The 26,946-nt window shown below is 38.0% G+C and carries 31 protein-coding genes, 1 tRNA gene and 1 pseudogene; 10 read left to right on the forward strand and 23 right to left on the reverse strand.

What is annotated here, in order from left to right; all coding sequences use genetic code 11:
* Positions 1-105 precede the first annotated feature (105 nt).
* The 17 genes and pseudogenes from DCC35_RS16155 to DCC35_RS16235 all read right to left on the reverse strand — a co-directional run bounded on the left by DCC35_RS16155 (position 106) and on the right by DCC35_RS16235 (position 13,394).
* Complete coding sequence (locus DCC35_RS16155) at positions 106-1,443, reverse strand: MFS transporter (RefSeq protein WP_137091789.1); 1,338 nt, start codon at positions 1,441-1,443, stop codon at positions 106-108.
* Positions 1,444-1,593: 150 nt separating this feature from the next.
* Positions 1,594-2,058: an ExbD/TolR family protein gene (locus DCC35_RS16160; RefSeq protein WP_137091790.1), complete on the reverse strand. Its 465-nt coding sequence runs from the start codon at positions 2,056-2,058 to the stop codon at positions 1,594-1,596.
* A gap of 1 nt (position 2,059) precedes the next feature.
* Positions 2,060-2,617, reverse strand: coding sequence for an ExbD/TolR family protein (locus DCC35_RS16165; RefSeq protein WP_137091791.1), 558 nt, complete (start codon positions 2,615-2,617; stop codon positions 2,060-2,062).
* A 148-nt stretch (positions 2,618-2,765) separates the two neighbouring features.
* The gene (locus DCC35_RS16170; RefSeq protein ID WP_137091792.1) at positions 2,766-3,230 is read right to left on the reverse strand and encodes an ExbD/TolR family protein; all 465 of its coding nucleotides are present in this window, start codon (positions 3,228-3,230) and stop codon (positions 2,766-2,768) included.
* Positions 3,230-3,799, reverse strand: a complete 570-nt coding sequence (locus DCC35_RS16175) for an ExbD/TolR family protein (RefSeq protein WP_137091793.1) — start codon at positions 3,797-3,799, stop codon at positions 3,230-3,232. Before DCC35_RS16175 ends, DCC35_RS16170 begins: the two co-directional genes overlap by 1 nt.
* Before the next feature lie 7 nt (positions 3,800-3,806).
* Positions 3,807-4,124 carry a hypothetical protein gene (locus DCC35_RS16180; protein ID WP_137091794.1) on the reverse strand — a complete coding sequence of 106 codons (318 nt, stop codon included), beginning with the start codon at positions 4,122-4,124 and terminating at the stop codon, positions 3,807-3,809.
* A gap of 48 nt (positions 4,125-4,172) precedes the next feature.
* Positions 4,173-5,018, reverse strand: a complete 846-nt coding sequence (locus DCC35_RS16185; RefSeq protein ID WP_137091795.1) for a MotA/TolQ/ExbB proton channel family protein — start codon at positions 5,016-5,018, stop codon at positions 4,173-4,175.
* Positions 5,019-5,095: 77 nt separating this feature from the next.
* Positions 5,096-5,188 (reverse strand) — tRNA-Ser (locus DCC35_RS16190).
* An 86-nt stretch (positions 5,189-5,274) separates the two neighbouring features.
* The gene (locus DCC35_RS21885) at positions 5,275-5,694 is read right to left on the reverse strand and encodes a hypothetical protein (protein ID WP_317128951.1); all 420 of its coding nucleotides are present in this window, start codon (positions 5,692-5,694) and stop codon (positions 5,275-5,277) included.
* A gap of 113 nt (positions 5,695-5,807) precedes the next feature.
* On the reverse strand, positions 5,808-6,353 hold the full coding sequence (locus DCC35_RS21890; RefSeq protein ID WP_317128952.1) for an asparaginase: 546 nt from the start codon (positions 6,351-6,353) through the stop codon (positions 5,808-5,810).
* On the reverse strand, positions 6,353-7,126 hold the full coding sequence (locus DCC35_RS16200) for a TatD family hydrolase (RefSeq protein ID WP_137091796.1): 774 nt from the start codon (positions 7,124-7,126) through the stop codon (positions 6,353-6,355). Before DCC35_RS16200 ends, DCC35_RS21890 begins: the two co-directional genes overlap by 1 nt.
* On the reverse strand, positions 7,123-8,226 hold the full coding sequence (locus DCC35_RS16205; RefSeq protein ID WP_137091797.1) for a glycosyltransferase: 1,104 nt from the start codon (positions 8,224-8,226) through the stop codon (positions 7,123-7,125). The genes DCC35_RS16200 and DCC35_RS16205 overlap by 4 nt, the downstream gene beginning before the upstream one ends.
* On the reverse strand, positions 8,223-8,870 hold the full coding sequence (locus DCC35_RS16210; protein WP_217495863.1) for a polysaccharide deacetylase family protein: 648 nt from the start codon (positions 8,868-8,870) through the stop codon (positions 8,223-8,225). Before DCC35_RS16210 ends, DCC35_RS16205 begins: the two co-directional genes overlap by 4 nt.
* A pseudogene (locus DCC35_RS21605) lies at positions 8,870-10,095 on the reverse strand (PP2C family protein-serine/threonine phosphatase). The gene DCC35_RS16210 and the pseudogene DCC35_RS21605 overlap by 1 nt, the downstream one beginning before the upstream one ends.
* A gap of 4 nt (positions 10,096-10,099) precedes the next feature.
* Positions 10,100-11,338, reverse strand: coding sequence for an ABC transporter permease (locus DCC35_RS16225; protein WP_137091800.1), 1,239 nt, complete (start codon positions 11,336-11,338; stop codon positions 10,100-10,102).
* Positions 11,335-12,528, reverse strand: coding sequence for a glycosyltransferase (locus DCC35_RS16230; protein ID WP_137091801.1), 1,194 nt, complete (start codon positions 12,526-12,528; stop codon positions 11,335-11,337). The genes DCC35_RS16225 and DCC35_RS16230 overlap by 4 nt, the downstream gene beginning before the upstream one ends.
* Positions 12,519-13,394 carry a hypothetical protein gene (locus DCC35_RS16235; RefSeq protein WP_137091802.1) on the reverse strand — a complete coding sequence of 292 codons (876 nt, stop codon included), beginning with the start codon at positions 13,392-13,394 and terminating at the stop codon, positions 12,519-12,521. Before DCC35_RS16235 ends, DCC35_RS16230 begins: the two co-directional genes overlap by 10 nt.
* A 21-nt stretch (positions 13,395-13,415) precedes the next feature.
* Here DCC35_RS16235 and ruvC point away from each other — a divergent pair, with 21 nt between their 5' ends.
* On the forward strand, positions 13,416-13,982 hold the full coding sequence (ruvC, locus tag DCC35_RS16240) for a crossover junction endodeoxyribonuclease RuvC (RefSeq protein WP_137091803.1): 567 nt from the start codon (positions 13,416-13,418) through the stop codon (positions 13,980-13,982).
* Between the two features lie 712 nt (positions 13,983-14,694).
* Here the strand turns inward: ruvC and DCC35_RS16245 are convergent.
* The 6 genes from DCC35_RS16245 to rsmA form a co-directional block, all read right to left on the reverse strand.
* Positions 14,695-15,087: an HIT family protein gene (locus tag DCC35_RS16245; protein WP_137091804.1), complete on the reverse strand. Its 393-nt coding sequence runs from the start codon at positions 15,085-15,087 to the stop codon at positions 14,695-14,697.
* Between the two features lie 4 nt (positions 15,088-15,091).
* Positions 15,092-15,565: a transcription elongation factor GreA gene (greA, locus tag DCC35_RS16250; RefSeq protein ID WP_137091805.1), complete on the reverse strand. Its 474-nt coding sequence runs from the start codon at positions 15,563-15,565 to the stop codon at positions 15,092-15,094.
* A 156-nt stretch (positions 15,566-15,721) separates the two neighbouring features.
* Positions 15,722-16,555: a pentapeptide repeat-containing protein gene (locus DCC35_RS16255; RefSeq protein ID WP_246070048.1), complete on the reverse strand. Its 834-nt coding sequence runs from the start codon at positions 16,553-16,555 to the stop codon at positions 15,722-15,724.
* A 4-nt stretch (positions 16,556-16,559) separates the two neighbouring features.
* Positions 16,560-17,498, reverse strand: a complete 939-nt coding sequence (locus DCC35_RS16260; RefSeq protein WP_246070050.1) for an NAD(P)-dependent oxidoreductase — start codon at positions 17,496-17,498, stop codon at positions 16,560-16,562.
* Positions 17,499-17,500: 2 nt separating this feature from the next.
* Positions 17,501-18,868, reverse strand: a complete 1,368-nt coding sequence (gene mgtE / locus DCC35_RS16265; protein ID WP_246070052.1) for a magnesium transporter — start codon at positions 18,866-18,868, stop codon at positions 17,501-17,503.
* Complete coding sequence (rsmA, locus tag DCC35_RS16270; RefSeq protein ID WP_137091807.1) at positions 18,837-19,628, reverse strand: 16S rRNA (adenine(1518)-N(6)/adenine(1519)-N(6))-dimethyltransferase RsmA; 792 nt, start codon at positions 19,626-19,628, stop codon at positions 18,837-18,839. The genes mgtE and rsmA overlap by 32 nt, the downstream gene beginning before the upstream one ends.
* Positions 19,629-19,728: 100 nt before the next feature.
* On the opposite strand from rsmA, the gene pdxA reads away from it, so the two are divergent.
* The 9 genes from pdxA to accC all read left to right on the forward strand — a co-directional run bounded on the left by pdxA (position 19,729) and on the right by accC (position 26,944).
* Positions 19,729-20,793 (forward strand): 4-hydroxythreonine-4-phosphate dehydrogenase PdxA, encoded by a 1,065-nt coding sequence (gene pdxA / locus DCC35_RS16275; RefSeq protein ID WP_137091808.1) that lies wholly within the window; start codon positions 19,729-19,731, stop codon positions 20,791-20,793.
* A gap of 69 nt (positions 20,794-20,862) precedes the next feature.
* Positions 20,863-21,396, forward strand: a complete 534-nt coding sequence (locus DCC35_RS16280; RefSeq protein ID WP_137091809.1) for a YceD family protein — start codon at positions 20,863-20,865, stop codon at positions 21,394-21,396.
* Positions 21,397-21,427: 31 nt separating this feature from the next.
* A complete protein-coding gene (gene rpmF, locus DCC35_RS16285; RefSeq protein WP_137091810.1) occupies positions 21,428-21,619 on the forward strand; it encodes a 50S ribosomal protein L32 in 192 nt (63 codons plus the stop codon).
* A 329-nt stretch (positions 21,620-21,948) separates the two neighbouring features.
* Positions 21,949-22,983, forward strand: coding sequence for a glycosyltransferase family protein (locus tag DCC35_RS16290; protein ID WP_137091811.1), 1,035 nt, complete (start codon positions 21,949-21,951; stop codon positions 22,981-22,983).
* Positions 22,984-23,111: 128 nt separating this feature from the next.
* Complete coding sequence (gene rpmF, locus DCC35_RS16295) at positions 23,112-23,303, forward strand: 50S ribosomal protein L32 (RefSeq protein WP_137091810.1); 192 nt, start codon at positions 23,112-23,114, stop codon at positions 23,301-23,303.
* 136 nt (positions 23,304-23,439) lie between these two features.
* Positions 23,440-24,438 (forward strand): beta-ketoacyl-ACP synthase III, encoded by a 999-nt coding sequence (locus DCC35_RS16300; protein ID WP_137091812.1) that lies wholly within the window; start codon positions 23,440-23,442, stop codon positions 24,436-24,438.
* Positions 24,439-24,484: 46 nt separating this feature from the next.
* Positions 24,485-25,048, forward strand: coding sequence for an elongation factor P (gene efp / locus DCC35_RS16305; RefSeq protein ID WP_137091813.1), 564 nt, complete (start codon positions 24,485-24,487; stop codon positions 25,046-25,048).
* 5 nt (positions 25,049-25,053) lie between these two features.
* Positions 25,054-25,572 carry an acetyl-CoA carboxylase biotin carboxyl carrier protein gene (gene accB / locus DCC35_RS16310; RefSeq protein WP_137091814.1) on the forward strand — a complete coding sequence of 173 codons (519 nt, stop codon included), beginning with the start codon at positions 25,054-25,056 and terminating at the stop codon, positions 25,570-25,572.
* A gap of 28 nt (positions 25,573-25,600) precedes the next feature.
* Positions 25,601-26,944, forward strand: a complete 1,344-nt coding sequence (accC, locus tag DCC35_RS16315; RefSeq protein ID WP_137091815.1) for an acetyl-CoA carboxylase biotin carboxylase subunit — start codon at positions 25,601-25,603, stop codon at positions 26,942-26,944.
* Positions 26,945-26,946 lie beyond the last annotated feature (2 nt).

Consider the following 26,946-nt stretch of genomic DNA (forward strand, 5'->3'; position numbering starts at 1 on the left):
AATATCAGATTGCAATAATAAAAAAATAAAAACTAAATAAAAATCTTTGCATCAAGGAGTTATTATCAACGCTTCGTTAATAAAGGAATTATTGTAATTATTAAATCAATCCTCAGGTACTTCTTTTATCTTAAATGCCTTTGATAAAGGAATAGTAACCAGTATTATCAAACCAAGAATAAAAAGGATGGTTAACCAGATCACAGAGTTGCGCATATTACGTGTTACCTGTTCTACTATACCCCAGCCGAGGGTGCCGATTACAATTGATATATTAAAGGTGACATCATAAAAGCTAAAATACCCGGCATGATCAATGGTTTTTTCAGGAATCATTTTAGCAAATGTAGCTCTGGATAAACTCTGGATCCCACCCATAACCAGGCCTACAAAGAAAGCGATGGTTATAAATTGAATTTTAGTATAAGTAAAATAGGCTCCAAAGCATATGGCTATCCACATAATCAACATGATCACAAGGGAGAACTTATTGCTTTTTTTAGTAGCCAGATATGCAAAAAATATAGCTCCTAGGATTGCAACCAGCTGAATAACCAAAACAGTAAGAATAAGAAAATCCCCCTCGAATTTCAGTTCTTTTTCTCCAAAAGTTGCAGCGAGATACATGGTAGTCTGCACACCCATGTTATAAAGGAAAAAGGACAAAAGGAACTTTTTCATTAAAGGTAAGTGCCTGAGCGTTCTGAAAACTTTTCTTATTTCTTTATACCCACTGGCTAGTACCTTGGTAGTTACTTTCCTGTTATAAGGGTTTTCAGGTAGTCTGTTGAAACTTATTTGAGCAAATCCTGCCCACCAAACACCCACTAGGAGAAAACTAAATCGAGCTGCCTGATCGTCGTCTGAAAGAAAAAATGTATCCGGTGACTGGATCATGAATAAATTAAGTACCAGTAAAAGAACTGAGCCAGCATAACCAAAAGAATATCCACGGGCACTGACTTTATCAATCCTGTCCTCAGTAACGATTTCCGGCAGGTAAGCATCATAAAACACCAACCCACCACTATAACCTATACCGGCTAATACCGTAAGAATGATTCCATACTCAACATTACTACCATTAAAAAGAAATAAACCTGCACAGGATAAAGACCCCAGGTAGGTAAAAAACTTCATGAACTGAATTTTCTTACCACTGTTATCTGCTATTCCGGATAGTAGTGGCAATATTAAAGCGATAATCAGAAAACTGGCAGATAGTGCATAGGAATACAAAACGGAGTTTTCTATTTGAAGCCCAAAAAAAGGAATCTTATCTCCATCGTAAAATGCCCTTGTTGCTGAAGTAAAATATATTGGAAATATAGTGGAAGTGATCACGAGTGAGTAAACTGAATTAGCCCAATCAAAAAATGACCAACCATTAATTATCTTCTTATCATTTAATTTATGAGTTCCTTTATCTAAAACTTGCTCCATAAATAAAAAATATATCCTGGCGCAAGATAAAGAAAGACATTGTAATAACTCAAAAGGAAGCTAAATACTTAATTAATATTTAACTCATCCTACAAAAATTATAATTATCCCGACAGGAGCAACTTTAAAGCCGGGATAATTGCCAACATCTCATTGTTCTTTATCAACAAGTTGTGGTGTATTGTACATAATTTTTAAGGCGTTTGCTTCTCTCAATTCTTGTTGAACATCGGAAACAATACCCATTTTAGTTTCCTGATCTACCTTTAAAGAAATCGTTATGGCATTTTTATCGATCTCATCAAGCTTATCTCTTTCCCTGGTTACCCAAAGTACTAACTCATCCATCCTTACAAAAGCATCGTTTGCCTGAACAAGTGGTTCCTGACCGAATTTCTCTTCTTTTGGCTTTCCTACGTACAAATGAGACACCAGCGACTTTCTTTCAAGTTTGGTTATATCTTTTGCGTCAGGAAGCTTTTGTTCAACTAAAAGCTTATCCTGCCTGATAACTGTTGTAACCATAAAAAAGAACAGAAGCATAAAAATAATATCCGGTAATGCAGCAGTCGGAATGTCCTGTTTAGCTTTGTTTCTCTTTCTGAATTTTGACATATCAACCTCCTATTTTATTTGGTTCAGCAATGGAAATTCTCATCGGAAAAGCTTCTTTAGCTTTATCAATCTTAGCCTTATGTTCAGGATTCTTAGGATCCAGATTCAGGTATTCAGATGCACTAAGATCAAACATGCTGCCCCTTGATTTGTAGTAAGCACCCTGTACCTGATCCAGAACAGTAATGAAGAGATCATAGCTCGTACCCCTATCTGTTTTAATTGACACAATACCTTCAAGAGGACTATCTGATAATTCAGAATTCACTCCATTATTATTTATGAATTCGAAAACCATTTCTTTTAATAAACCGGGATCATTAAGATCCTCCTCTTCTACTAACAGCTGATCATTGGAATTAATTAATATTTTAAAAAGATTTCGATCTGGTATGTCAACTTGAGGTTTATTCTCTTCATCAACCTTTGGTGGAAGTTTAATCTGTAGTCCTTTATCCGAATTTATTTGTGTCGTAACCAGGAAAAATATTAATAGCAAGAAGGCTATATCAGCCATTGAGCCTGCATTTACTTCCTGTTGTTGCCTATTCCGTGCCATATAATTTCGATTTATTATTAATAATGTAGTTATATAACTAATATTTAAGTTATATAATCTTTCACTAATTAACTAATCTTTTAGTTATTAATAATAAAAAAAAGCCTCTCTGAAACCAGAGAGGCTATATATATTTTGCACAGTGGGATTAAATATCGTCTTTTACTAACTGTGGCGTATTATACATGATCTTCAAAGCGTTAGCTTCACGAAGTTCCTGTTGTACGTCAGAAACGATACCCATTTTAGTTTCCTTATCAACTTTTAAAGAAACTGTCATTTGATTTTTGTCTACTTCGTCGAGTTTATCTCTTTCCTGAGTAACCCAAAGGATAAGCTCGTCCATTCTGATAAAGGCATCATTAGCCTGAACTAATGGCTCAGTACCAAACTTAGCTTCTTTCGGTTGCCCTACATAGAGATAAGAAACAAGCGATTTTCTTTCCAGCTTTGTGATATCTTCAGCAGCCGGTAAGCTTTGCTCAACCAAAATCTCATCTTCTCTGATCACGGTTGTCACCATAAAGAAGAAAAGAAGCATGAAGATAATATCTGGCAAAGCGGCCGTTGGTATATCCTGACTGGATTGACTTTTCTTTTTAAACTTTGACATTATTGACCTCCTAACTTATTCGGTTCAGCAATTGAAATTCTCATCGGATAGGCATCTTTAGCTCTATCGATCATTTTCTCTTCATCAGGTTTTTTGGCATCAAGTCCAAGATACTCCTCTCCGGAAATACCCAGTACTCCACCTCTAGCTTTATAATAAGCTCCCTGAGCGTTATCCAGTACTTGAACAAACAACTCATAACTAGTACCTCTATCCGCTTTGATAGATACCACGGCATCTTGTGGACTATCAGATTGTTTCGGATCGACACCATTATTAGTTATAAATTCATGTACCATATCTCTCAACGCATACGGATCATTTAAAGGCTCATCCTCTACCAGCAACTGATCATTCGAGTTGATCAAAATTTTAAAGATATTTCTATCTTTCATTTTGATATCTGGTGGTGGCTGAGTTGGATCCAAAGGTGGTGGCAATTTAATTTGCAACCCCTTATCTGAATTTATCTGAGTAGTAACCAGGAAGAAAATAAGTAGTAGGAAGGCGATATCCGCCATAGATCCTGCATTTACTTCCTGATTACCTCTGTTTTTACTTCTAGCCATAAATTAATTATCTAATTAACTTAGCAATCATTGATACGAAAATACCTACAAGTCCGCCTACGATTAAGATGTAAGTCATGATCAATAATGCACTAACAGACTTGGAAACTCCTGCACCTAGTCCAGGAAACTTTGCATAAGATGTAGCTTCTGACATGCTGTATCCAATGAAGAATAAAACAACTAGAGCCAAAAGACCGGCACCAACTTTAAGCAAAGATTTTGGGTCACTCAATGAGTTGATCAAAGGAAGGATGATCACTGAAACAGTGGCAATTCCGATCAACGCATATGATAAATATATTAATATGTCAGTTAATTCCATAAATCTTTAATTTACTGTGTTATAATATCTAACGACGACTAATAAATTTTATTTAGTCAATTGGTGCTTAACAAGCAAGTCAACCAATGTGATAGAAGCATCTTCCATCTGGTTAACCAAAGAGTCGATTTTAGAAACACAGTAGTTGTAGAATAACTGTAGGATAACCGCAACGATCAAACCAGCAACAGTTGTTAAAAGTGCTTGCTTAATACCACGAGCAACAAGAGAAGGCTGGATATCACCTGCAGCTTCAATTGAGTCGAATGCGTCAATCATACCAATTACAGTACCCATGAAACCAAGCATTGGAGCAAGAGCAATGAATAGTGAGATCCATACAAGACCTTTTTCTAATTTACCCATCTCAACAGAACCGTAAGCAATGATTGATTTTTCAACCATATCAACACCTTCAGACATTCTCATAAGTCCCTGAGTGAAGATTGAAGCAACCGGGCCTCTAGTGTTTCTTGTAACTTCTTTAGCAGCTTCAACACCACCTTGCTGAAGAGCGTCTTCAACGTTAGCTAACAATTTCTTAGTGTTAGTAGTCGCAAGGTTAAGAGTGATGATACGCTCAATAGAGATAGCAAGACCGATGATCAGACATGTTAATACAACAGTCATGAAACCAACACCACCTTCAATGAATTTTTCTTTGATAACCTGATGGTAATCAGCAGCACCTTCAGACTCAACTTCAATAACGTCTTCAGCAGCTTCTTCTGCAGGCTCCTCTTCTACTGGAGTCATTTCTTCTGAAGCTTCTTCAGTAGTAGCCTCAGTAGTATCAGTTTCAGCATCACCCATTTCGTCTTGAGCGAAAATTACTGACGTAGAACCAAAGTTTAGAACCCCAGCTAGTGCAAATAAAGTAAGTAACTTTTTCATAATTCAGTTTTTAAAATAATCTGTTTACTCAGTTAAGTGTTAAATTTATACTTTTAAATAAACTATTCAAAAAAAAGTGGCGGAGAGAGAGGGATTCGAACCCTCGGTACCGGTTGTGCCGGTACACCCGCTTTCCAGGCGAGCACCTTCAGCCACTCGGTCACCTCTCCAAATTATACCGCAATATACTTTTTTCCAATTTAGCAGCACAAATAAATCAATTATAACGCCTTTTTGCAAGTTAATATATGCTTTTTTAAGTGGCTGTTATAGTAATTTCTCCGGCAATATTTTCTCGTAACCGGCGTTTTACCTCGTTTACGTCTGATATTGAACCCAATAGAAACATTAATTTTGTAACAGCAGCCTCCAGGGTAATGTCATCTCCTGACACAACTCCCATTTCCTGAAGCTTTTTACTGGTAGCATAACGACCCTGAATTACTCTCCCTCCAATGCACTGAGATACGTTATAAACGATTATCCCTTTATCCATAGCCTTTTTCAGGGCATTGACAAACCACTTTCGGGTAGAAGCATTACCAGAACCATAACTCTGTAAAACCACTCCTTTCAACTTTTTCATCGAAAGAATTGCATTTACATATTCTTCTGTTAAACCTGGAAACAAAGGCATAACTGCCACACTGCGATCAAATTGATTCTGAAAATTCAATCTCTTACCCGGGATAAATGGCTTAATTGCTCCATGGTTAAACTCAATCGTAATTCCCGCCTGGGCTAGCTTCGGATAATTTTCCGATTTAAATGCTCCAAACTGAGAACTTCTTATCTTTTTGATCTGTTTCCCCTGATCAATATTGAATTAAAGAGTATACAAACTTCGGTGATCAATGGATTGCCATTCTCATCTTTTGCAGAGGCCATTTCCAGACTGGTAAGGAAATTCTCCCTCGCGTCAGACCTCATCACCCCTATCGGTAATTGTGATCCGGTAAAAATAACCGGCTTATTCAGTCCGTCTAACATAAAACTTAATGCCGATGCTGAATACGCCATGGTATCCGTACCATGTATTACAACGAAGCCATCATATTGCTCGTAATTTTCATCGATAATGTATCCGATGTCCTGCCAGTGCGTTGGTGAAACATCTGATGAATCTATCGGCTTAGGAAATGAAATTACCGTTAACTTTAAGTTGTAATTTCGAATGTCAGGTAATTTCTCGAAGATCTTGCCAAAATTGAATGGAGACAATGAACCATCAGCATCCTTTTCCATCCCAAGGGTTCCTCCTGTATAAATAATTAACAGGTTGGCAATGGGTGGTTGCGGCAATGCTGTATTTATATTTACTATTTTATAGTTCATCACTTCAGTTCAAATAGTTTTTCAGCATTATCTGCTGTGATTTTTTTCAATTTGATCAGAGGTATATCCAAATATTCAGCAACTTTTTCTGCTACATATTCTGTATATGCCGGCTCATTTCTTTTACCGCGGTATGGCACAGGGGCTAGATATGGAGAATCAGTTTCCAAAACTATTTTAGAAGGATCCATATCCGGTATTACCTTGTCCATCCCTCCGTTTTTAAAAGTAGCTACACCTCCCAGACCAACGAGAAAATCCAGATCAATAATCTTATTATATTGATCCTGATCTCCTGTGAAGCAGTGAAAGATCCCTTTTAATGAAGGATATTTATTTTTTTGTTCTGCTACTATCTCTATTGTCTCATCAATAGAATCTCTGCAGTGCAATACTATCGGAAGATCGTACTCTGCAGCAAGGGCTATCTGCCCAATCAAGGCTTGCTTTTGTTCTTCAAATAGCGATTTATCCCAATATAAGTCCGTGCCAATTTCACCAACTGCTATGAATCTGTCATCTTTTTTTAACCAATCTGCTACAAATTCAACTTGTTTCTCCCATTCTTTATTTACAGAACACGGATGGATACCCATCATTGCATAACAAAAACCAGGATTCTTTTCGACCACCTCAAGCATTTCATCAACACTTGACTCATCAATGTTAGGAAGCAGTATTTTAGTGATTCCGGCTGATTTAGCCCTCTCAATTGTTTCATCAAGGTCACCTTCAAACTTCTTACCGTACAAATGCGCGTGTGTATCGATCATGATCTAACTTCTCTTCCTTTCCATTCAGGGCTTTTACCTACCCCCCATTTTACAAGAACCGTAAAATTCAAGATAAATGAATAGAATTCAAACAATATCACCGCTGAAATATAATAGAAAAATGCAATTTTTTTAAATGAAAACGGTAAACTACAATTATATAACATCTTGAGTACAATTCTTCCGGTTAACCAGGCAAATGCTGAAACACCAAATCCGGAAATTAAAAGAGTGATGAAAATTAAAATCCATAAAGCTTCAGCCAGGTAAAAGATCAACCATCCCGGTGCTTCTGAAACACCTCCGAGCCACCATCGCAATCGCTGACTTACCAGTTCATCCCATCTTAATTTAGGTTGGGTGCGTGCAATAACCTGATTATTAGCAACCACTCCGGCTCTAATACCTGTTTTTTTTCTTACCAGGTAAAAAATGGCAGCATCTTCTGTATGTGAACGGTGAGTAGCCTCATACCCTCCGCTTTCTTTATACGCCTTAGCTGGCATCGCCATGTTGTTTCCATTTCCGGTTACCGGGACACCGATTCCCTGAACAGAAACTACCCTTCCCAAAGCCATAACCCAGTCCACTCTTTGTAAAGCACTTAAAAAAGAACTGACCACAGGCACAGTAGGAGCAATAACTATCTCATTGTGCTTAACTACCCTGGCTGCCATATTTTTTAACCATCCGGCATTCATAATGCAATCAGCATCAGTAAATAAAAAAACTTCTCCCCTTGCCTGGTTAGCCAGATAATTTAATCCCTGTGCTTTATTATTTAAATGCTCAATAGTTGGATAATCACCACCAAACACCCTTACATTCTCATTTTCCTCATATCGCTGTAAAATTTCAGCTGTTTTATCGGTACTATTGTCATCACAAACCAGGATTTCAAATTTATCCCTTGGGTAAGCCTGGCTTAACAAGGAGTCAATGCATGAAGAAATATGATCTTCTTCATTTCTGGCCATTATCAATACTGAACAAAATGGCAGTACCTCCTCATCCGTTTTTTGCTTTTTGGATCTCAGATAGAGAAATATATACCAGAGAATAAAGTCAATCGTTAGTACTGTAATTACAAAATAGATCATCTGACAGACTTTAATAATTTAAACTGAAATCCCTCTGAAATACAATATTTAATGAATGGCTCCAAAGTAGACTTCATTAAAGCCTCTGCTTTTAATGAATCATGAAATACGGCTATAGTCCCCGGCTGAAGATGCTTTTTTAGTTTTTTTAATATGACATCAGAATTTAACGAAGGCGAAAAGTCCCCACTTAAAAGCGACCACAGAACCAAATCATATCCTTTAGACGAAATTTCTTTTATTTGCCTGGGTTTAATTCTACCATGAGGGGGTCTGAAGAGTAGATTATCATCATATCCATTCTTCACCATTTCCTCCTTACAAAGTTGAATATCTTTATAATACTCTTCGTCTGTCAACTGAAACCCATTTTTATGGTGAAAAGTGTGATTTGCGACTAAGTGTCCATTATCAATTAATAATCTAAACACTTCAGGATGTTTTCTGACATTATCACCAACAAGAAAAAAAGTGGCTTTTATATGATATTTTTCGAGTAAATCCACAACCCATGGAGTTACTTCGGGAATTGGACCATCATCGAAAGTGAGATAAATATCTTTATTATCTGTATCTACCTGCCAAATACACCCGGGATAGACCTTCCTCATCCATTTCGGAGTATGATGCAGAAACACTGCCATTATTTATTAAACTTAATACTCAGTAAGGTAATATCATCAGGAAAGCGTTGATTTTCCCTAAACCGATCAAGATTATTCATTAACACACCATGTACCACATCCGGAGTGTACTTGATATTATCCGATACAATTTCACTAACCCGTTCGATGCCCATTTCTTCATCATTATTATTCCGGGCTTCGACCAATCCGTCGGTATAGGTAAATAAATAACTTTCTTTTATCCCTTCAATTATTCCATGGTTTAAAAAAGGAAGTTCTTCAAAGGCTCCTAAAAGGGTTGTACCTTTATCCAGATAAGAAACTTTCTTATTCTTTAAAATCATAGGGGGTTATGACCACAGTTTACATAAACCAAATTGTCTTTTTCAAGATCTACTAATCCAATAAAAAAAGTAATAAAGTTCTGTCCGTTAGCGCTCTGGAAAATATGTAAATTAAGGTCATTAACAATTTCTTCAAGGTCTGTTGTTCTTCTGACCAAAGTTCTTAATGCAGCCTGGAAATTCGACATCAACAAAGCTGCAGGGACTCCTTTTCCACTCACATCTGCAATACAGAAAATAAACTGATGATCATTAACAGTAGGAATGTAATCATAATAATCACCTCCAACATTTTGATGAGGGAGATAAAAAGCATTCATAATAACTTTATCATCATGCCTTAGTTCATCGGGGAAGAGGTAGTGTTGAACATCCCTGGCAATTTCCAGTTCCCTTTTCATTGCCTGTCGTTTCAATTCTTTCCTGGCCAGTTTTTTATTTTCAATTGCCACCAGTAACAAATTAGCGAGTGTCTGGGTAAAACTAAAAACACCCTCACTCACATCACCTTCACCGGCAATCGTTGAATCTCGTATATATAAAAGTGCAAGTAAATTTTCTTTATGCCGAACAGGAATCACCCAGTTAAACTGATCGAAAAATGGATTCTCGACTCCATTAACAAAGGTAGGCGCCACTAAATTCACATGGTGTATTGGCGGTTCTGATTCCAGGTCAGGGTTTTTAATTCCAAAGGAAGATTTAAGATTCCAATTATATTCATTAACAAAAAGAGCTAACCCGGAAAATCTCAGATTAACTCTTAAAGTAAATTCAAATATTTTATACAGGGATTTTTCAGGCAGGTTTTCATTTATCGCCTGCGTTACCTCGAGCAAGGCCTGTAACTGAAGTTCTTTAAGGTCAAATTCGCTTTTTAATTTTTCGAGATCATCCATAAGATCATTTTAACAGCGACTTAGGATCAAGCGCATCTCTAAGTCCGTTACCTAATAAATTAAATGCCAATACAAGCAAAGAAATCGCTATACCAGGCAATACGATCAGATGCCATGAGTTTGGAGTACCTATTGAGTCAAAGCCCTCACTGATCATAATACCCCATGATGGTGTTGGCGGTTGTACACTCAGTCCAAGAAAGCTAAGTCCTGCTTCCAGAATAATTGCAGCAGCAAAGTTAGAAGTTGCCAACACAACCAGTGACCCGACTAAGTTAGGTAAAATATGTTTAAAGATGATCCTTCTGTTCTTATATCCAAATGCTTGTGCGGCTTCTACAAACTGTTTTTCTTTCAATACTTTAAATTGTCCTCTTACAACCCTCGCTACTTCGACCCACATAGTAAGACCTACAGCAAGAAAAGCAACCATTACACCCTTATTCTGAAGTCCCATACTTATGGCAATAACCAGCATAATACCAGGTATAGACCAAATCACTGAGAACATCCAGACAATAAAACTATCTATTTTACCTCCAAAGTATCCGGCTATTGCTCCAAGAAAAACACCCAGAGTAAGAGATATCAATACAGCAAGAAAACCAATACCTAGCGAAATTCGCGTTCCATATAATAATCTTGAAAGCATATCTCTGCCGGATGAATCTGTACCGAGCCAATATGTTCTTGATTCTATCAGTTCGTCTTCGATAGTAGAGATCAGCTCTGATCTTGAAATGGTTTTGATCTCATTATTAATATTCACATACGTGATCGGATTAGTTGAATAATCAACATTTGATTCTCCGGGAAGTTTATCACTATCGCCTACAAACACAGGTGCTATTACATTTACCAATGAAAATCTTGACTCCTGCATGGAATCTCCGTAAGGCGTAACCACTATTTCATCACCTTCAATTCGGTAATCCTGAAGAGGTACTATGCGATATTCACTTTCCTGCCCCTGATAAAGAGCTTCCAAAAATCCTGCTTCATCAACTTTATGGTTCTTATGGATATGGAGAATATCAACTGTAAAAAAAGGTAATTGCTTTTTAATCTGCGGTGAACCCTGATTAGTCTGCGGCGTATTATCCGGAATTATCAGGTAGCCCAATACGGTGATTAAAACTGCAACAATTATTATCACAACACCAAACATTGCCAAACCATTTGACTTCAGGTTTAAATAGGCATAATAGTATGGTGAATGATGTGAATTATGATTTTCTGTCATTTCCTGTCTAAATTAGAAAATTCCGGATTTCCCATTTCCCAAACTCCGGAATTATCAGCTTTTCTATCCTTCCAGCTAAATCCTTTAAACAAGGATAGCATACCAAAAAAAACTGAATACAGCGGATAAAACACCGCCAGTAAAAGTATTCTTGAAAAGTAAAACGATTTTCCGAAGAATGAAAAGACTCGCTTTAAAAACACTACCTCGCAAATCGTTTTAACCATCAGTGACAAAAGTACAATAAGTGAATTATAAAAGACAAAATTTAACGCTATTAATATTAAACTGATTAACACAAGAACATACATCAGAAAGATAATTCCCCCGCTTATTCTTACTCCGATTGGCTGTTTACCTGTTTTCCATTTTCCTGCCCAGCGTATTCTCTGATGATAAAATTGTTTTAAATCATTTAAAGGATCAGTTTTTACTATTGAATCGCGATCATAATTATATTCAATAGCACCAGCTCCATATTTTTCGTAGATATATTGCATTAAAAATATATCATCCCCACTAGCCAGCTCCATTTTCATACCTTCTTCAAGAGCTGATAAATAAACACTCTTTTCGAACATCAAATTTGCAGCATTGCACATAATCGGGTTCCCATCACCTAATGTTGACATTGTTACACCTTGTAATGCTGCGAATTCATAAGTCTGAAAATCTTCAAGAATTCCCCCTCGCTGGTTCATCCATACCGGTCCGACTATTAGCTTTAGATTTTCTTGTTCGACAAATTTACTAGCCATGCTACCCAACCAATTCGGTCCAAATGTACAATCCGCATCCGTGGTGATAATCACTGTTCCTTGTTCACTATAATTAACAGCATTTCTTACTGCTTCTTTCTTTCCGAATCCTGATTTTAAATTTAATAACTCTGCATCAACATCTGTCTTTCCAACCCAGTTGGATACTATGTTATAACTCTCATCATCAGAATGATCGTTGATCAATAATACTTTAAAGTTAAGTGAATCAGTCTCTAAATGATCAATACAGTTTAATAGTTCAGGAAGGTTTTTTTCTTCATTTCTGAAGGGAATAATCAATGTTAGAGGGGCATCAAATGAAGATTTTTTCTCTTTTTTTACGTGGTTAATATATTTTAAGGACCTGATAAGGGAAAAGGAATACAATGATACTATCCCAAGAGTGATGAAATAAATTATCATTTCCATACAACCTCCCTGTTTTTATGTATCCAGAAGCATAAGGAAGTCATTACATTATTGGAAAACCAGACTATAAACACTGCTGTAGTAATCAATATCACTTCATTAGAAACAGCATCAAATATATATAAAGCACTGATTTCTCTTACTCCTACCTCACCAATCCAGTGAAAAACAGGAATAATTGATCTCAGAAAAAGAACTAAACTCATTCCGGTAATTATCTCTAAATTACTATGAGGTAATCCCAAGGCTTTAAATGCTAATACAAATTGAAATAGGATCAATAAAAACCGAATCGCATGAAAAGAAGAAATTTTCAAAATCATGGGAAATGAAAATATATCTTTATCTAATTTCCTGATAAAGAAAATGATTCCTGTGGAGATTAAAATACCGGAAATTATTATAATCCACCAATTATTAAACAAGACTGGATATTTATTGATTCCAATAAAAAATAAGGAACAAACACCAAACAGGGAGGAAACTATTCCGGCACTTAATTTAAGTGTCGTCCAGGCGGCAACATTGGCTTTAGCTTTTATTGCAGAAGGCAAATAACGTTGTCTCCCAATTATTTCTCCCGGTGAGGCTAACATAAAACGAAACAGCAAACCATTTAATGTACTCTTCCATGCGGTAGAAAAATCAATATTCAGAGCGGCACGCAATCTAATGGCTTCTATTCCCCAGGTAATTGGTGACAATACCAGTAATAAAAAGATATAGGAAACACCTGCAAGTTGAAATGTAAAGGAGCTTATTGAAGTCTCAGCAATTTTAAAATAAGCCGCTGCAATCAGAGCTACTAAAGAAATAATATTTAGTGCCTGATTGAATTGCCTTGATTTCAAAAAGGTAAAGCTCATAAGAATGTTTATCTTGCAGTAATGGTAAAAATCAATACAAATCCTAAAAAGGAAAGTATTATCCTTGGTCTCGATCCGGGTACCCAGGTAATGGGATACGGACTAATCGAAGTTAAAAATACACAAATCCGATTAATTCAATATGGTGTTATCCATTTAAAGAAATATTCAAGTCACGAATTGAAATTAAAAAAGATTTTTGACCGGATCACATCTCTGATTGATGATTACTTACCTGACGAAGTCGCTCTCGAGGCTCCTTTTTATGGAAAGAATGTTCAGTCAATGTTAAAACTTGGCCGTGCCCAGGGTGTTGCTATGGCTGCAGCGTTAAACCGGGATATTCCGATTTTTGAGTATTCACCAAAGAAAATCAAACAATCGGTAACCGGAAATGGAAATGCTTCCAAGGAACAAGTAGCCTCAATGCTTCAACAATTATTAAAATTTGATCATACCGAAAAACTTCTCGATGCGACTGATGCTTTAGGCGTGGCCTTATGTCATCATTACCAGGATGGAGTGGTGACCAGTTCTCCAAAATCATGGAAAGCATTTATTAATGAGAATCCCGGGAGAGCAAAATAAAAATGGTCAACACTAATCAGGGATGCTCAATTCACATTTATTAAATAAAAACCAATAACCATTAACTTATCTGCTAACTGCTGTCTTGGTTCTTGTTTCCACGAACCGGTTTTCGGATCTAAGATCCTAAATTATCTATAGTTCCAGATGCGCTTCGCTAACATCTTGAACAGCATCATAAGGGCACCAGCGAGACGCTGGAGCCAGGAGCAATTTTATTAAATGATGCAAATTATAATTTCTACGCCCTGGTCGTGTCCTCGCGAACCGGTTGAGACTTTTGTTAACTAATAACCAATAATTCAATCTCTATTAACTTAATTCCTAATAACTCAATAATCAATAACCTATTAACAAACTACCGCCCTGGTTCGTGTCTCCACGAATCAGTTGTAACGGATCTAAGATCCTAAAGTATTTCAACCTCGAGATGCGCTTCGCTAACATCTCGAAGAGCAGTATAATTGCGTCAGCTTTTCCCCATGACGATCTCCTACCGTCGATATCAGGGTCTAAGGATCTGTGTACTCTATGCGTTCCCCTTGACGACTTCCTTTCAGTCCTTGTCAGGGTCAAAGGATTTGCGGAGTGTTATATTTTTTAATCGAGTCCAGCATATCAATAACTTAATAACCCAATCTCTAATAACTTATCACAAATAAAAAACCGGGCTGTTTATACAACCCGGTTTTAATTTTAAAATATTTTATTTTTACAATTCGTTTTTGATCTTCTCAGCCATTTCAGCAAGCTCATCATTTGAAGGCTCTAATTTGGGCCTGGAGAAATTAATATCCCCCATTGAATTCATCGGTACCAGGTGCACGTGAACGTGTGGAACTTCCAGTCCGATCACTGCAACACCAATTCGTTTACACTCAACAGCCTTTTTGAGGCCTTCAGCTACTTTCTTAGCAAAAAGCATCAGTCCCGAATATGTCTCATCATCAAGATCAAAAATATAATCTACCTCCTCTTTAGGAACCACCAGCAAATGCCCGTGAACCAAAGGCTGAATATCCAGAAAAGCGATATAGTTATCATCCTCAGCAACAATATGGCCGGGAATTTCTCTGTTTATGATCTTTGTAAATATTGATGACATGCTATTAAATACTGATATCTAATATTTCAAATTCTATTTTTCCTGCAGGAGCTTCTACGATAGCAGTTTCTCCGACTTTCTTTCCTAATATACCTTTTCCGATCGGTGATTGCACAGAAATCTTTCCTTCTTTAAGGTTAGCCTCCTCTTCTGAAACAAGCATATACGTTACTTCCATGCCGTTCTTTTTGTTCTTTAGTTTTACTTTGGCAAGTAAGGACACTTTTGAAGTATCAATCTTGGTTTCATCAAGTAATCTGGCATTAGCAACAAGGTTCTCGAGCTGTGAAATTTTCATTTCCAACAATCCCTGAGCATCTTTAGCTGCGTCATACTCTGCATTTTCACTCAAATCTCCCTTATCCCTGGCTTCAGCGATTTGCTTGGAAATATCTGATCTCCCTTTGGTTTTAAGGTGTTCCAATTCACTTTTAATACGCTGTAAACCCTCTTTAGTATAGTAAGATACTTTTGACATAACTCTTTAAATATTTTTTGAATTTTTTCTTCGGCTTTGACAATAAAAATAACGGAACTGGAAAGAGCCCCGTTAAATTGAATTTGGTGTTTTATTTCATCAAACTCTAGACAAAGATAATCAAAATACGGAAAATAGTAAAGTCTAGAGCCTTTCTTATTTACCAAGTAGCTCAGGATACAGCTCTTTGATCTGCTCTTCTAGTTCAGGATCCATCTTTGCAAGGAACAACGAACGCACCTCCTTAAATTGCTCAGCATTTAGGCCAATCGCTCCTCTGAGATCTGCTTTATAAAGGTTGGCCTGAGCGAAATCAGCCCCGGTAAGATAGGCCTCCCTCAAATCAGACTCCATTAAAAACCCATTATTGAAATCTGCTTTGATTAAAAATGCTCCCCGGAAATTAGCTTTGATCATAAAAGCATCTTTAAATATTGCCCCGGAAGCATAAGCTTTCTGAAGGTTTGCCTGGTTAAGATTAGCATTTTCAAAATCTGTCTGGTTCAACCGGGCATTTTCAAGGTTAGATTCAATAAGCTTCGACCCTGAAAGATTTGAGTTATTTAAATTACTACCTTTTAAAATTACGTAATTCAGATTCGTTCTTGCAAGGTGAGTATTAACCAGGTTAATATTGTAAATCTTATGCCTGTTTAGTCTTTTGATATTACCTACTGTCCTGAAGGCTGCTTCATCAGATTCCCACAGTCTGAAATCATCTATTTCATCTTTATAAGTTTTGATTCTCTGGCGCTCCTCCCCCTTCTGATTTAACCAATAAAGCAGAATACCAATTATTGCTAGGTCAAACAGCATACCGTGAGCCTCAGCAAGAATAGCTTCTCTAAAAGCATCAGGATGAGTCAGGTAGTAATCAAAACTTAAAAGAAACACCACAAGAGAAGCTCCGAGTAACACCAATGAAGCTGTTAAAATCGGATTTTCAGGGATCCGCTTAATACGGGTAAATATATTTTTAAATTTTTCCAAAAAGTCAATTTTTATTCAACACAAGGGCTATCTTTTCAACAATAACCTCACTGATCTTTTCATAACTTTCAAATGTCCAGCCAGCTACATGAGGAGTAAATAAAGTGTTTGGCATTTTAGTTAATTTATCAAAAAGATCTTTCTCTTCACTAGTTAGCTTATCCAGTTTTTCAACAGGAAGTACATCTAACCCCATTCCCCAAACCTTCTTGTTTTCAAAGGCATTAACCAGCGATTTAAAATTTGATATCTCCCCTCTCGCTGTATTAATAAATAAAATCTTATTCCTGAATTTATTAAAAAAATCGTCATCAACCATATTCCTTGTCTCATCAGTAAGTGGAATATGTAAACTCACCACGTCCGCATTTTGCTGTAATTCTTCTAAAGTGACCTTTTTAGCAAAATCATCATCTATTTTAGGTAAATACTTATCATAAGCTAAGATCTCAGGCTTAAAAGGCTGCAATTTCCTTGCTACGGCCCGGCCCATATAACCATATCCGATCAGTCCGATCGTTCGGTTTTTCAGTTCAAAACCACGATTCCCCTCACGATCCCAGATTGATTTCCGTACTTCGATATCAGATTTTGGTATATAATTAAGGAGTGAAAGCATCAACGCAAGTGTGTGTTCAGCTACCGCATCCCTGTTTCCTTCGGGAGCATTAATTATCTCAATACCTTTTTCCTCCAGTAGATCGGTATCCAGATTATCGATACCTGCACCGGCACGGCAAACTATCTCCAGGTCATCGGCATTCATCAGCAAAGACTGATCGATTCTGACCTTAGACCTGACTACCAGAATATTGATACCTTCGAGCTGCTCCGGTAACTCATCCGGAGTCAGATCAGGTTTATATTCTACAGCAATTTTTAATTTTTGCAGTCCTGTAATGATGCTCTCATGCATCTTATCAATGATCAGACATTTTTTCATTTCTATAATAGAATATGGGCAACGGTAAAATAAACAGTCAGACCGAGAATATCATTTGCGGTGGTAATAAAAGGCCCTGAGGCCAGAGCTGGATTAACACCAAATTTTTCTAAAATCAGCGGGGTCAATGTCCCCATAAAAGATGCCAGGATAACCACGTTGAATAATGCGATTGAAATCACAAATGCGAGATCATAAGGCATGCTAAGCACCACTGAAGCTCCAAATACGATCGCAGAAAGCACCAATCCATTGAGAAGAGCTACTGACAGTACTTTTATCAACCTGGTGAACATTCCCTTTTCAAATGCAGACCTTGTGGCAAGAGACTGTACTACAAGCGAAGAAGACTGAATACCTACATTTCCTCCTGTTGCAGTGATCAGCGGGATAAAAAAAGCCAAAGCAGTGACTGCCTGGACCTGTTCGTCAAAATAACTGATTACCCTTGCACCGATCATCCCTCCAAGGAGACCGATCAACAACCATGGCAATCGGGCACGAGATAACATCCAGACGCCATCGTCTTCCTCCACATCTTCGGAGATACCGGCCATGATCTGTCTTTCTTCTTCAGCCTGTTCGGTGATCACATCTACAATATCATCGATAGTAATTCTTCCAACGAGCTTGCCCAGAACGTTAATCACCGGTACTGAATCAAGGTCATATTTACGCATCAGATCGGCTACCTCTTCCTCATCCATCGAGGTTTCTACTGAAATAGCTTCCGGTTCATATATATCAGCAATCAGGGTATTATCCTTTGAAAGAATAATTCGTTTAAGTGATACCCTGCCGAGAAATTTTTCATCATTATCAACTACGTATAAGCTATAAATACGCTCTACATTTTCAGCCTGCCTCCTGATCTCATCGATACACTGATTAACAGTCCAGTTGACATTACATTTAATCAACTCTTTTGCCATTAGACCACCTGCACAATCTTCATCGTACCGCATCAGATCGAGAACATACCCCCTCATTTCTTCATCAGGAAGCCGCACGATCACCTCATCTTTTTCTTTGTTAGGCAGCTCATTAATAATATCCACTGCATCATCCGAATCGAGGTGATGAAGATATTCAGCAATCTCTTCAGCATTAAAAACCCGTAGAAATTTAACCCTGGTACTTTCCTCAAGTTCATTAATAATATCTGCAGCAGTCTCATCATCAATAAGCTCGAGAATGTATTTTGAATCTTCCGTATTGAACTCGTAAAGAATATCGGCAATATCAACATAACTGGCACCCTCCAGCAGATCTATAACCCGGGAGCCATTGCGTTCTTCTACTGCCTCCTGAAGTTGCTGAAGCAGTTCGTTACTTAATTCAAACGGTATTTTCTCTTCTGTGCTGTTCAAGATCTTTAGTTAGTTTTAAAAAGTCATCGACTGAAAGCTGCTCTGCCCTCTTACTATAAAACTCATGTTCCTTCATGGAAGGAGGTAAATTTAAAGGTTTAAGTGCGTTCCTCAATGTTTTTCTCCGGTTTTGAAAGCCTTGCTTTACAACTTGAAAAAAAAGCTTCTCATTACACTCAAGACTTTGCCTTTCATTTCTGGTCAACCTGATGACCGCCGATCGTACTTTAGGAGGTGGCACAAATACTCCGGGCTCAACAGTAAATAAGTATTCCAGGTCATAAAAAGCCTGAAGTAAAACACTTAGGATACCGTATTGTTTATTACCGGGAGGAGACACCAGTCGATCGGCTACTTCCTTTTGGATCATTCCGACTACTTCAGGAATTTTATCTCTGAAATCGAGTACCCTGAAGAAAATTTGCGAAGAAATATTATAAGGAAAATTACCTATAATTCCGAACGGTTCTTCGAAAAACGAAAGGTCTTTTCTCAGGAAATCAGCCAGTAAAACCTGGCCTTTTTTTTCCGGATACTTTTCATGAAGGTATTCTACCGACTCCTTATCAACATCAAAACACCATACGTCAAACTCATCTTTTTCAAAAAGAAATTGCGTAAGCACCCCTGTGCCTGGACCGATCTCAAGTAATTTATTGTACTTGTCTCCACTCTGAAGTGAATCGGCAATCTTTCTGGCAATATTGAGGTCTTTTAAAAAATGCTGCCCCAGGTGCTTTTTTGGTTTGACTTTTTGCAAGATATCAGATGTTAATTTGATTTATATTTATCTATATAATAGATTTCCCTTAAATTAGCATTCGATTTACCACAATTTCAAAGAAAAACTCGCATTTACAATGGAAAATGGAAGTAAAGATGATCTGCCCAAAATTGGAATTACCATCGGTGACCTTAACGGTATCGGAACTGAGGTGATCATTAAGTCACTCATTGACAACAGGATGACTAAGCAATTCACCCCTGTAATCTATGGGTCGACAAAAACGCTTTCATTTTATCGAAAAGCGATGAACGTTGATAATTTCAACTATTCACACGTAAAGAATGACAATAATTTCATTCCCAAGAAGATCAATGTTGTAAATGTCTGGGACCATCCGGTAGAGATAAATATGGGTAAATCGACTTCCGAAGGTGGTGAATATGCTTTTAAAGCACTGGAAAAAGCTGTCAGTGATGCCAAAGAAGGACATATCGATGCATTAGTTACTGCGCCTATCAACAAACACAACATTCAACAGGATGACTTTGATTTTCCGGGACACACTGAATACCTGGCAAATCGTTGTGGAATCAATAACGAGTTGATGTTTCTGGTAAGTGAGGATTTGAGAGTCGCGGTGATGACCGGGCATATCCCACTTAAAGATGTAGCTGGCAAGCTCAACAAGGAAAAGATCATTGATAAGCTAGAAGTGATGATCAATAGTTTAAAGCACGATTTTGGTATAAAAAAGCCAAGAATTGCTGTTATGGGCTTAAATCCTCATGCCGGGGAAATGGGTCTGTTAGGCGATGAAGAAGAAAACATTATTTCACCGGCTATCATAGAAGTGAAAAATAAAGGCAACCTGGTGTTTGGACCGTACCCTGCAGATGGCTTTTTTGGTACTGCAAGTTTCAAAAAGTACGATGCCATCCTGGCAATGTACCACGACCAGGGATTAATCCCATTTAAAACATTAGCCTTTGAAACCGGTGTGAATTATACAGCGGGACTTCCGATCATCCGGACATCTCCGGACCATGGCACAGCATATGATATTGTAGGAAAAAACCAGGCTGACCCAACCTCGATGATGCAGGCTATCTTTACGGCTATTGATATCGTTAAGAACAGAAAAGAGTATGATACTTTTGAATCTGCTCCACTAAATGAGGGAAATCCTTCAAAAGGTTAGAGTCTTTTACCAAAAAAATTCGTCAAATAAATAATTATTGCTAAATTTGCGACCTTAATTAAACAGGTAGTGTCTAAGAAAGCTGAACATATCGTTAATATCCAACGACTTAAGGCAGGTGAGCACGAGTTTGACTATCACCTGGACAAGGAGTTTCTGGAAGAACATGAATATGATGAAGCAACTGATGCAGACATCAAAACGAAACTGACTGTTGATAAGTCAGAAACGATGATCAATGCAACATTTGAATTTGATGGCACTATTGGTTTAGTTTGCGATCGTTCGCTGGATGAGTTTGATTATCCGGTTGATCTGAAAGAGCGCATAATATTTAAGTTTGGCGATCACAATGAAGAATTGGACGACAACTTATTTCTTATAGAACGCGATACAGACGAGATCGATTTCGGACCGCTGATGTTTGAATTGATAAGGGTATCGATCCCAATGAAAAAGCTTCATCCACGATATAAGGATGATGATGACGATGAGGAAAACTGGTACACTTTCGGTGGAGATGATGACGGAGATGATTCTCCCGATGATGATGAGGTGATCGATCCGAGATGGGAAAAATTAAAAGGATTAAAAAATAAATAGATTAGAAATAAGGCTTTAAAAATAGATTAAAATGGCACATCCTAAGAGAAAAACGTCGAAAACGAGAAGAGATAAGAGAAGAACTCATTATAAATCTACTCCAAAAACTCTAGTTGAGTGCAAAGTAACTGGCGAGCACCACATGCCTCACAGAGCTTACTGGCACGAAGGCAAACTTTACTACAAAGGTAAAGTAGTTTTAGAGAAAGAAGTTTTAGCATAATCTTCTCTGATAAAAAGATTAAACCTCGTCTGAAAATTCCAGACGGGGTTTTTTATTTTAATCAAGTTCCACCCCGCTCCATTATCAGATCAAAAGTTTATTACATCATTCTTCAAAAGGATCTGAAAATTGTCATAAATTCGAATCCTAATATCTCAACGATTCAGGGGTTATCCCAATGTCTGTAATGTTAAGGCCAATTCTGCGCCTTATAAATTGGTTCGGTAAGCCTGACTGAATTATCCTTGCAAGCTTTATTGGATTAAGTGCTAACACCGCTTTTTCTAATAATTAAAATATGATTTTGAATTGCAGGGAGAGGAGAATTAATGAAGATATTTTATATCACCAGTCCACGGTTTGATTATATGCAAGATCTGCTTTACAGCGGATTATGTAAAGTTTATGGCACCAGTAATATCAGGGTGTCCCCAATAAATAAAAGTTATATTCTTCCGGTAAGAGATTATCCCAAAAACCTGGGGTATCAGAAAAACAACATTTTCAGGTCCTTAATCCCCCGGTTTTCTATAAAAGAAGCAGACCTTGTCATAGTGGCCTCAGCAAAACCTGAAACTCTGAGGGAGTATCAACAGGTGATCGATGAAATTCCGGCAAAAACAAAGGTGATATTTATCGATGGTGGTGACAGAATCGATATTGGAGGAGATTTCTATAGACGGGGTGTCGGTCAGTTATATGATAAACTAACTGAAATAAGACCTTTTGATTTTATTTTTAAGCGCGAATACCTCCCTGAGCATCAAGCTTTGACCAACGTCTTTCCACTACCGTTTTGTTTTAATTTCGATGTATTAAAGGGAGTAGACCTGGAAAAAGATTACAAGTATGATGTATCATTCTGGGCTGTTGAATCTGCCCCAATCAGAACCAGGGCTCTTGAATTATTAAACGACAAATACGATTGCAGGGAAAACGGAACTATCAAAAATCAACAATTTCATAAATATCAAAGAAAAGGTGATTACTACCTCGAAGAAATAGCTTCATGTAAAATCGTTTTAAATTTCAGAGGAAACGGCTGGGATACGATGCGTTTCTGGGAAACACCGGCCCTGAATACATTTATGATCAGCCAGGAACCGGAGATCAACATTCCTAACTCATTCACTCATGGTGAAAACATCATTTATTGCAAACCAGACCTTTCTGACTTGACTTATCTGATTGATTATTACCTTGAAAATGAAAAAGAAAGAGAGCGAATAGCAAAAAATGGCTATGAGCATATTAAAAAATATCACACTGATGTTCAGCGAGCTAAATACGTTATCAATACTGTAACCAAAAACCAGCACGTGAGAAACAATAAGCATTTCAGCCTGATTAATTCGATTACCTGAATGACAATTATTTGAACATCACTTGAATATAAAGATTCAATTGATTTAGTTTGCAAACGCAAAATTGGTAAGGCTTAATTACGGAATGAGTTTTTCTAATTATAATTAAAAGATAATATACAAGAAAGATGGCGCATCCTAAGAGAAAAACGTCGAAGACCAGAAGAGACAAAAGAAGAACACATTACAAATCTACTCCAAAAACGTTGGTAGAGTGTAAAGTGACAGGAGAACATCACATGCCTCACAGAGCTTACTGGCATGAGGGGAAATTGTATTATAAAGGTAAAGTAGTATTAGAAAAAGAAGTTTTAGCTTAGATATTTAAGTAAAAAAAGCGCAACCTCGCTTAATTAATTTTAAGTGAGGTTTTTTTATATTAAATGCAGTCTTAAATTTGTCGGCAGGCAATCGAATTTAAGACAGCCGCTTTTTCGGCTATAACAAAATATTATAATGACAAAAGTACAAGCAGCTATAACAGGTGTACAGGGTTGGGTTCCTGACTATGTCTTAGATAATAAGGAACTTGAAAAAATGGTGGACACGACAGATGAGTGGATCACTACCCGTACCGGTATTAAAGAGAGAAGGATTCTGAAGGGCAAGGATCAGGGCACATCTGTTATCGGTATCAATGCAGTAAAAGGTCTTCTGGAAAAAACAGGCACCTCTCCTGAAGAAATAGATATGATCTTGTGTGCAACGACCACACCAGACATGCTATTTCCTGCTACGGCAAATATCATTGCCAATGGCGTAGGAGCTAAAAATGCTTATGGCTACGATGTTCAGGCAGCCTGCTCAGGTTTTCTGAATGCACTAGTTACAGGCAGCCAGTTTATCGAAACAGGAAAAGCAAAAAAGGTAATCGTTGTCGGGGCAGATAAAATGTCATCGATCATTGATTACAAAGACAGAACTACCTGCATTATCTTCGGTGATGGTGGTGGAGCTGTAATGCTTGAACCTAATGAGGACGGTTTTGGAATCCAGGACAGCATACTAAAAGTTGACGGTTCAGGTGAACAATACCTGCACATGAAAGCCGGAGGTAGCCGAAGACCTGCATCTCAGGAAACTCTTGCAGCCGGAGAACACTATGTTTACCAGGAAGGATCAGCAGTATTTAAATTTGCTGTGACTAACATGGCTGACGTAGCTGCAGAGATCATGGAAAAAAACGACCTTACCAGTGATGACGTAAGATGGCTGGTCCCTCACCAGGCTAACAAAAGAATCATTGATGCTACCGCCAACCGAATGGGTGTAGGTGAGGACAAAGTAATGCTTAACATCATGCGTTACGGCAATACAACCAGTGGAACGATCCCTCTTTGCCTTTGGGATTATGAAAACCAATTAAAAAAAGGTGACAATATTATATTAGCTGCATTTGGTGGTGGTTTCACTTGGGGATCGGTCTATATTAAATGGGCTTACGATCCGAAATAAACTATCACTCTTTTTAAGATTAAATTCGTAAATTAGACTTTAAGATATGGCAACAACTGCGGATTTTAGAAATGGATTGTGCATAGAGTATAATAATGGACTTTATACTATTGTAGAATTCCAGCATGTAAAGCCCGGTAAAGGCGCAGCCTTTGTACGAACCAAGCTTAAAAACATCGAAACAGGTAAAGTGGTTGAGAACACCTTTAATTCAGGAGTTAAAGTCACTACCGCTCGTATCGAGCGAAGACCTCACCAGTTTCTTTACCAGGATGATATGGGATACCATTTTATGGATTCCAATACATTTGAGCAGGTTCAGCTTCAGGCAGATCTCGTTGAAAATGCCGACCTGATGAAGGAAGGTCAGGAGGTAGAGATCATTTACCACGCAGAAACTGAAAAACCATTAAATATGGAAATGCCTCCATTTATTGAGGCGACAGTAACTTATACAGAACCAGGCTTGAAAGGCGACACGGCAACCAACGCCACCAAGCCTGCAGAACTAGAATCAGGTGCAACTATTCAGGTTCCCCTATTTATTAACCAGGATGAAAAAATTAAAGTAGACACCCGAACTCGTTCGTATGTTGAACGCGTAAAATAACAACCATGAAAGCAAAAGAAATCCAAGATTTAATCGATTTTATCTCAGAAAGCGGACTGGAAGAAGTTAATATTGAAACTGACCAGATCAAGCTTAAAATCAAAAGATCAGCAGCGTTGAACGAAAAAGTTCTAGACATGCTGAAAAATATGCCGTCTTCAGCACCTAGTGCTCAGGCTGCACCGGCTCCGGCACCTGCACCAGCACCGGCTGCTCAGACACCACAACCTTCTGCTCAACCATCTCAGCCTTCAGCACCTGCTGATTCAGGAGATGAGGGTAATTATGTAACTATCAAATCTCCGATGATCGGTACTTTCTACCGCTCGGCTAATCCTGAGAGTGATCCTTTCATCCAGGTGGGCGACGAAGTAAAAGCAGGTCAGACTGTGTGCATCGTAGAAGCGATGAAGTTATTCAATGAAATTGAATCAGAGATCAAAGGAACAATCGTTAAAATCCTAGTTGACGATGCATCTCCAGTTGAATATGATCAGCCATTATTTTTGGTTGACCCATCTTAATTGATTGTCTGATTTAAATATATTCGTTGTGTTTAAAAAAATATTAATTGCTAACCGGGGTGAGATCGCATTGCGTGTAATCCGAACCTGTAAAGAAATGGGAATCAGAACAGTGGCTGTTTACAGTACTGCTGACAAAGATAGTCTCCATGTGAAATTTGCAGATGAGGCCGTATGTATTGGCCCCGCGGTTAGTAAAGACTCATACCTGAGCATTCAAAAGATCATCTCTGCAGCTGAGATAACCAATGCCGATGCAATCCATCCGGGATATGGTTTCCTCTCTGAAAATGCAGAATTTTCACAGGTTTGCCAGGACTACAATATTAAATTCATTGGTGCCTCACCGGAAAACATCGACAAGATGGGTGATAAGGCTACAGCCAAAGCGACCATGAAAGAAGCTGGAGTTCCGACTATTCCGGGATCTGAAGGATTATTAAAATCTCCAGGCGAAGGTAAAAAGCTTGCCAGCAAGATCAAATACCCTGTTATCATCAAGGCTACTGCCGGTGGTGGCGGAAAAGGTATGCGTATCATCAAAAGAGAAGAAGATTTTGATAAGGCATGGGCCAGTGCCAGGCAGGAAGCAGAGGCTTCATTTGGTAATCCAGGGCTATACCTTGAAAAATTCATTGAAGAGCCCAGACACGTTGAGGTTCAGGTGATGGGCGACCAGTATGGAAAAGCCTGCCACTTGTCTGAGAGAGATTGCTCTATCCAGCGTCGTCACCAGAAGCTTGTAGAAGAGACTCCTTCTCCGATCCTCGACAAAAAACTTCGTGATAAAATGGGTAAAGCTGCGATTAAAGCTGCTGAATTTATCCGTTACGAAGGTGCAGGTACAGTTGAATTTCTCGTGGACAAACACGGTGACTTCTACTTCATGGAAATGAATACCCGTATTCAGGTAGAGCATCCAATCACTGAAGAGGTAACTGACTTTGATCTGATCAAAGAACAGATCAAAGTGGCCATGGGAGAAAAAGTTTCGGGTAAAAATTACTACCCTAATCTGTTTTCCATGGAGTGCCGTATTAATGCGGAAGATCCGAGCAGAGATTTCAGGCCTTCACCAGGTAAGATCACCAACCTTCATATTCCGGGTGGTCATGGTGTAAGAGTTGATACTCATGTATATGCCGGATATTCTATTCCTCCGAATTACGATTCGATGATCGCCAAGCTGATCGTTAGTGCTCAATCGAGAGAAGAATGCCTCGTGAGAATGAAGCGTGCTCTTGAGGAGTTTGTAATCGAAGGAATTAAAACGACAATACCATTCCATATCAAGCTGATGGATGATCCTGACTTTAAGAAAGGTCAGTTCACAACAGCTTTCATGGATACATTTGATTTAACTGATCTTTAATA

The sequence above is a fragment of the Mangrovivirga cuniculi genome, assembly GCF_005166025.1.
GTDB classification, from domain to species: Bacteria; Bacteroidota; Bacteroidia; order Cytophagales; family Cyclobacteriaceae; genus Mangrovivirga; species Mangrovivirga cuniculi.

Excerpts from the sequence above, each read along its gene's own strand:
- rpmF (WP_137091810.1), top strand. The coding sequence starts at position 21,428 with ATGGCACATCCTAAGAGAAAAACGTCGAAAACGAGAAGAGATAAGAGA.
- DCC35_RS16290 (WP_137091811.1), top strand. The coding sequence starts at position 21,949 with ATGAAGATATTTTATATCACCAGTCCACGGTTTGATTATATGCAAGAT.
- DCC35_RS16205 (WP_137091797.1), bottom strand. The coding sequence starts at position 8,226 with ATGATCTATTTTGTAATTACAGTACTAACGATTGACTTTATTCTCTGG.
- pdxA (WP_137091808.1), top strand. The coding sequence starts at position 19,729 with ATGGAAAATGGAAGTAAAGATGATCTGCCCAAAATTGGAATTACCATC.
- DCC35_RS16225 (WP_137091800.1), bottom strand. The coding sequence starts at position 11,338 with ATGACAGAAAATCATAATTCACATCATTCACCATACTATTATGCCTAT.
- DCC35_RS16165 (WP_137091791.1), bottom strand. The coding sequence starts at position 2,617 with ATGGCACGGAATAGGCAACAACAGGAAGTAAATGCAGGCTCAATGGCT.
- accB (WP_137091814.1), top strand. The coding sequence starts at position 25,054 with ATGAAAGCAAAAGAAATCCAAGATTTAATCGATTTTATCTCAGAAAGC.
- DCC35_RS16235 (WP_137091802.1), bottom strand. The coding sequence starts at position 13,394 with ATGAGCTTTACCTTTTTGAAATCAAGGCAATTCAATCAGGCACTAAAT.
- greA (WP_137091805.1), bottom strand. The coding sequence starts at position 15,565 with ATGTCAAAAGTATCTTACTATACTAAAGAGGGTTTACAGCGTATTAAA.
- DCC35_RS16170 (WP_137091792.1), bottom strand. The coding sequence starts at position 3,230 with ATGTCAAAGTTTAAAAAGAAAAGTCAATCCAGTCAGGATATACCAACG.
- DCC35_RS16230 (WP_137091801.1), bottom strand. The coding sequence starts at position 12,528 with ATGGAAATGATAATTTATTTCATCACTCTTGGGATAGTATCATTGTAT.
- DCC35_RS16185 (WP_137091795.1), bottom strand. The coding sequence starts at position 5,018 with ATGAAAAAGTTACTTACTTTATTTGCACTAGCTGGGGTTCTAAACTTT.
- DCC35_RS16175 (WP_137091793.1), bottom strand. The coding sequence starts at position 3,799 with ATGGCTAGAAGTAAAAACAGAGGTAATCAGGAAGTAAATGCAGGATCT.
- DCC35_RS16245 (WP_137091804.1), bottom strand. The coding sequence starts at position 15,087 with ATGTCATCAATATTTACAAAGATCATAAACAGAGAAATTCCCGGCCAT.
- rpmF (WP_137091810.1), top strand. The coding sequence starts at position 23,112 with ATGGCGCATCCTAAGAGAAAAACGTCGAAGACCAGAAGAGACAAAAGA.
- DCC35_RS21890 (WP_317128952.1), bottom strand. The coding sequence starts at position 6,353 with ATGAACTATAAAATAGTAAATATAAATACAGCATTGCCGCAACCACCC.
- DCC35_RS16210 (WP_217495863.1), bottom strand. The coding sequence starts at position 8,870 with ATGGCAGTGTTTCTGCATCATACTCCGAAATGGATGAGGAAGGTCTAT.
- DCC35_RS16180 (WP_137091794.1), bottom strand. The coding sequence starts at position 4,124 with ATGGAATTAACTGACATATTAATATATTTATCATATGCGTTGATCGGA.
- DCC35_RS16160 (WP_137091790.1), bottom strand. The coding sequence starts at position 2,058 with ATGTCAAAATTCAGAAAGAGAAACAAAGCTAAACAGGACATTCCGACT.
- DCC35_RS16260 (WP_246070050.1), bottom strand. The coding sequence starts at position 17,498 with ATGAAAAAATGTCTGATCATTGATAAGATGCATGAGAGCATCATTACA.
- DCC35_RS16200 (WP_137091796.1), bottom strand. The coding sequence starts at position 7,126 with ATGATCGATACACACGCGCATTTGTACGGTAAGAAGTTTGAAGGTGAC.
- DCC35_RS16300 (WP_137091812.1), top strand. The coding sequence starts at position 23,440 with ATGACAAAAGTACAAGCAGCTATAACAGGTGTACAGGGTTGGGTTCCT.
- efp (WP_137091813.1), top strand. The coding sequence starts at position 24,485 with ATGGCAACAACTGCGGATTTTAGAAATGGATTGTGCATAGAGTATAAT.
- DCC35_RS16155 (WP_137091789.1), bottom strand. The coding sequence starts at position 1,443 with ATGGAGCAAGTTTTAGATAAAGGAACTCATAAATTAAATGATAAGAAG.
- ruvC (WP_137091803.1), top strand. The coding sequence starts at position 13,416 with ATGGTAAAAATCAATACAAATCCTAAAAAGGAAAGTATTATCCTTGGT.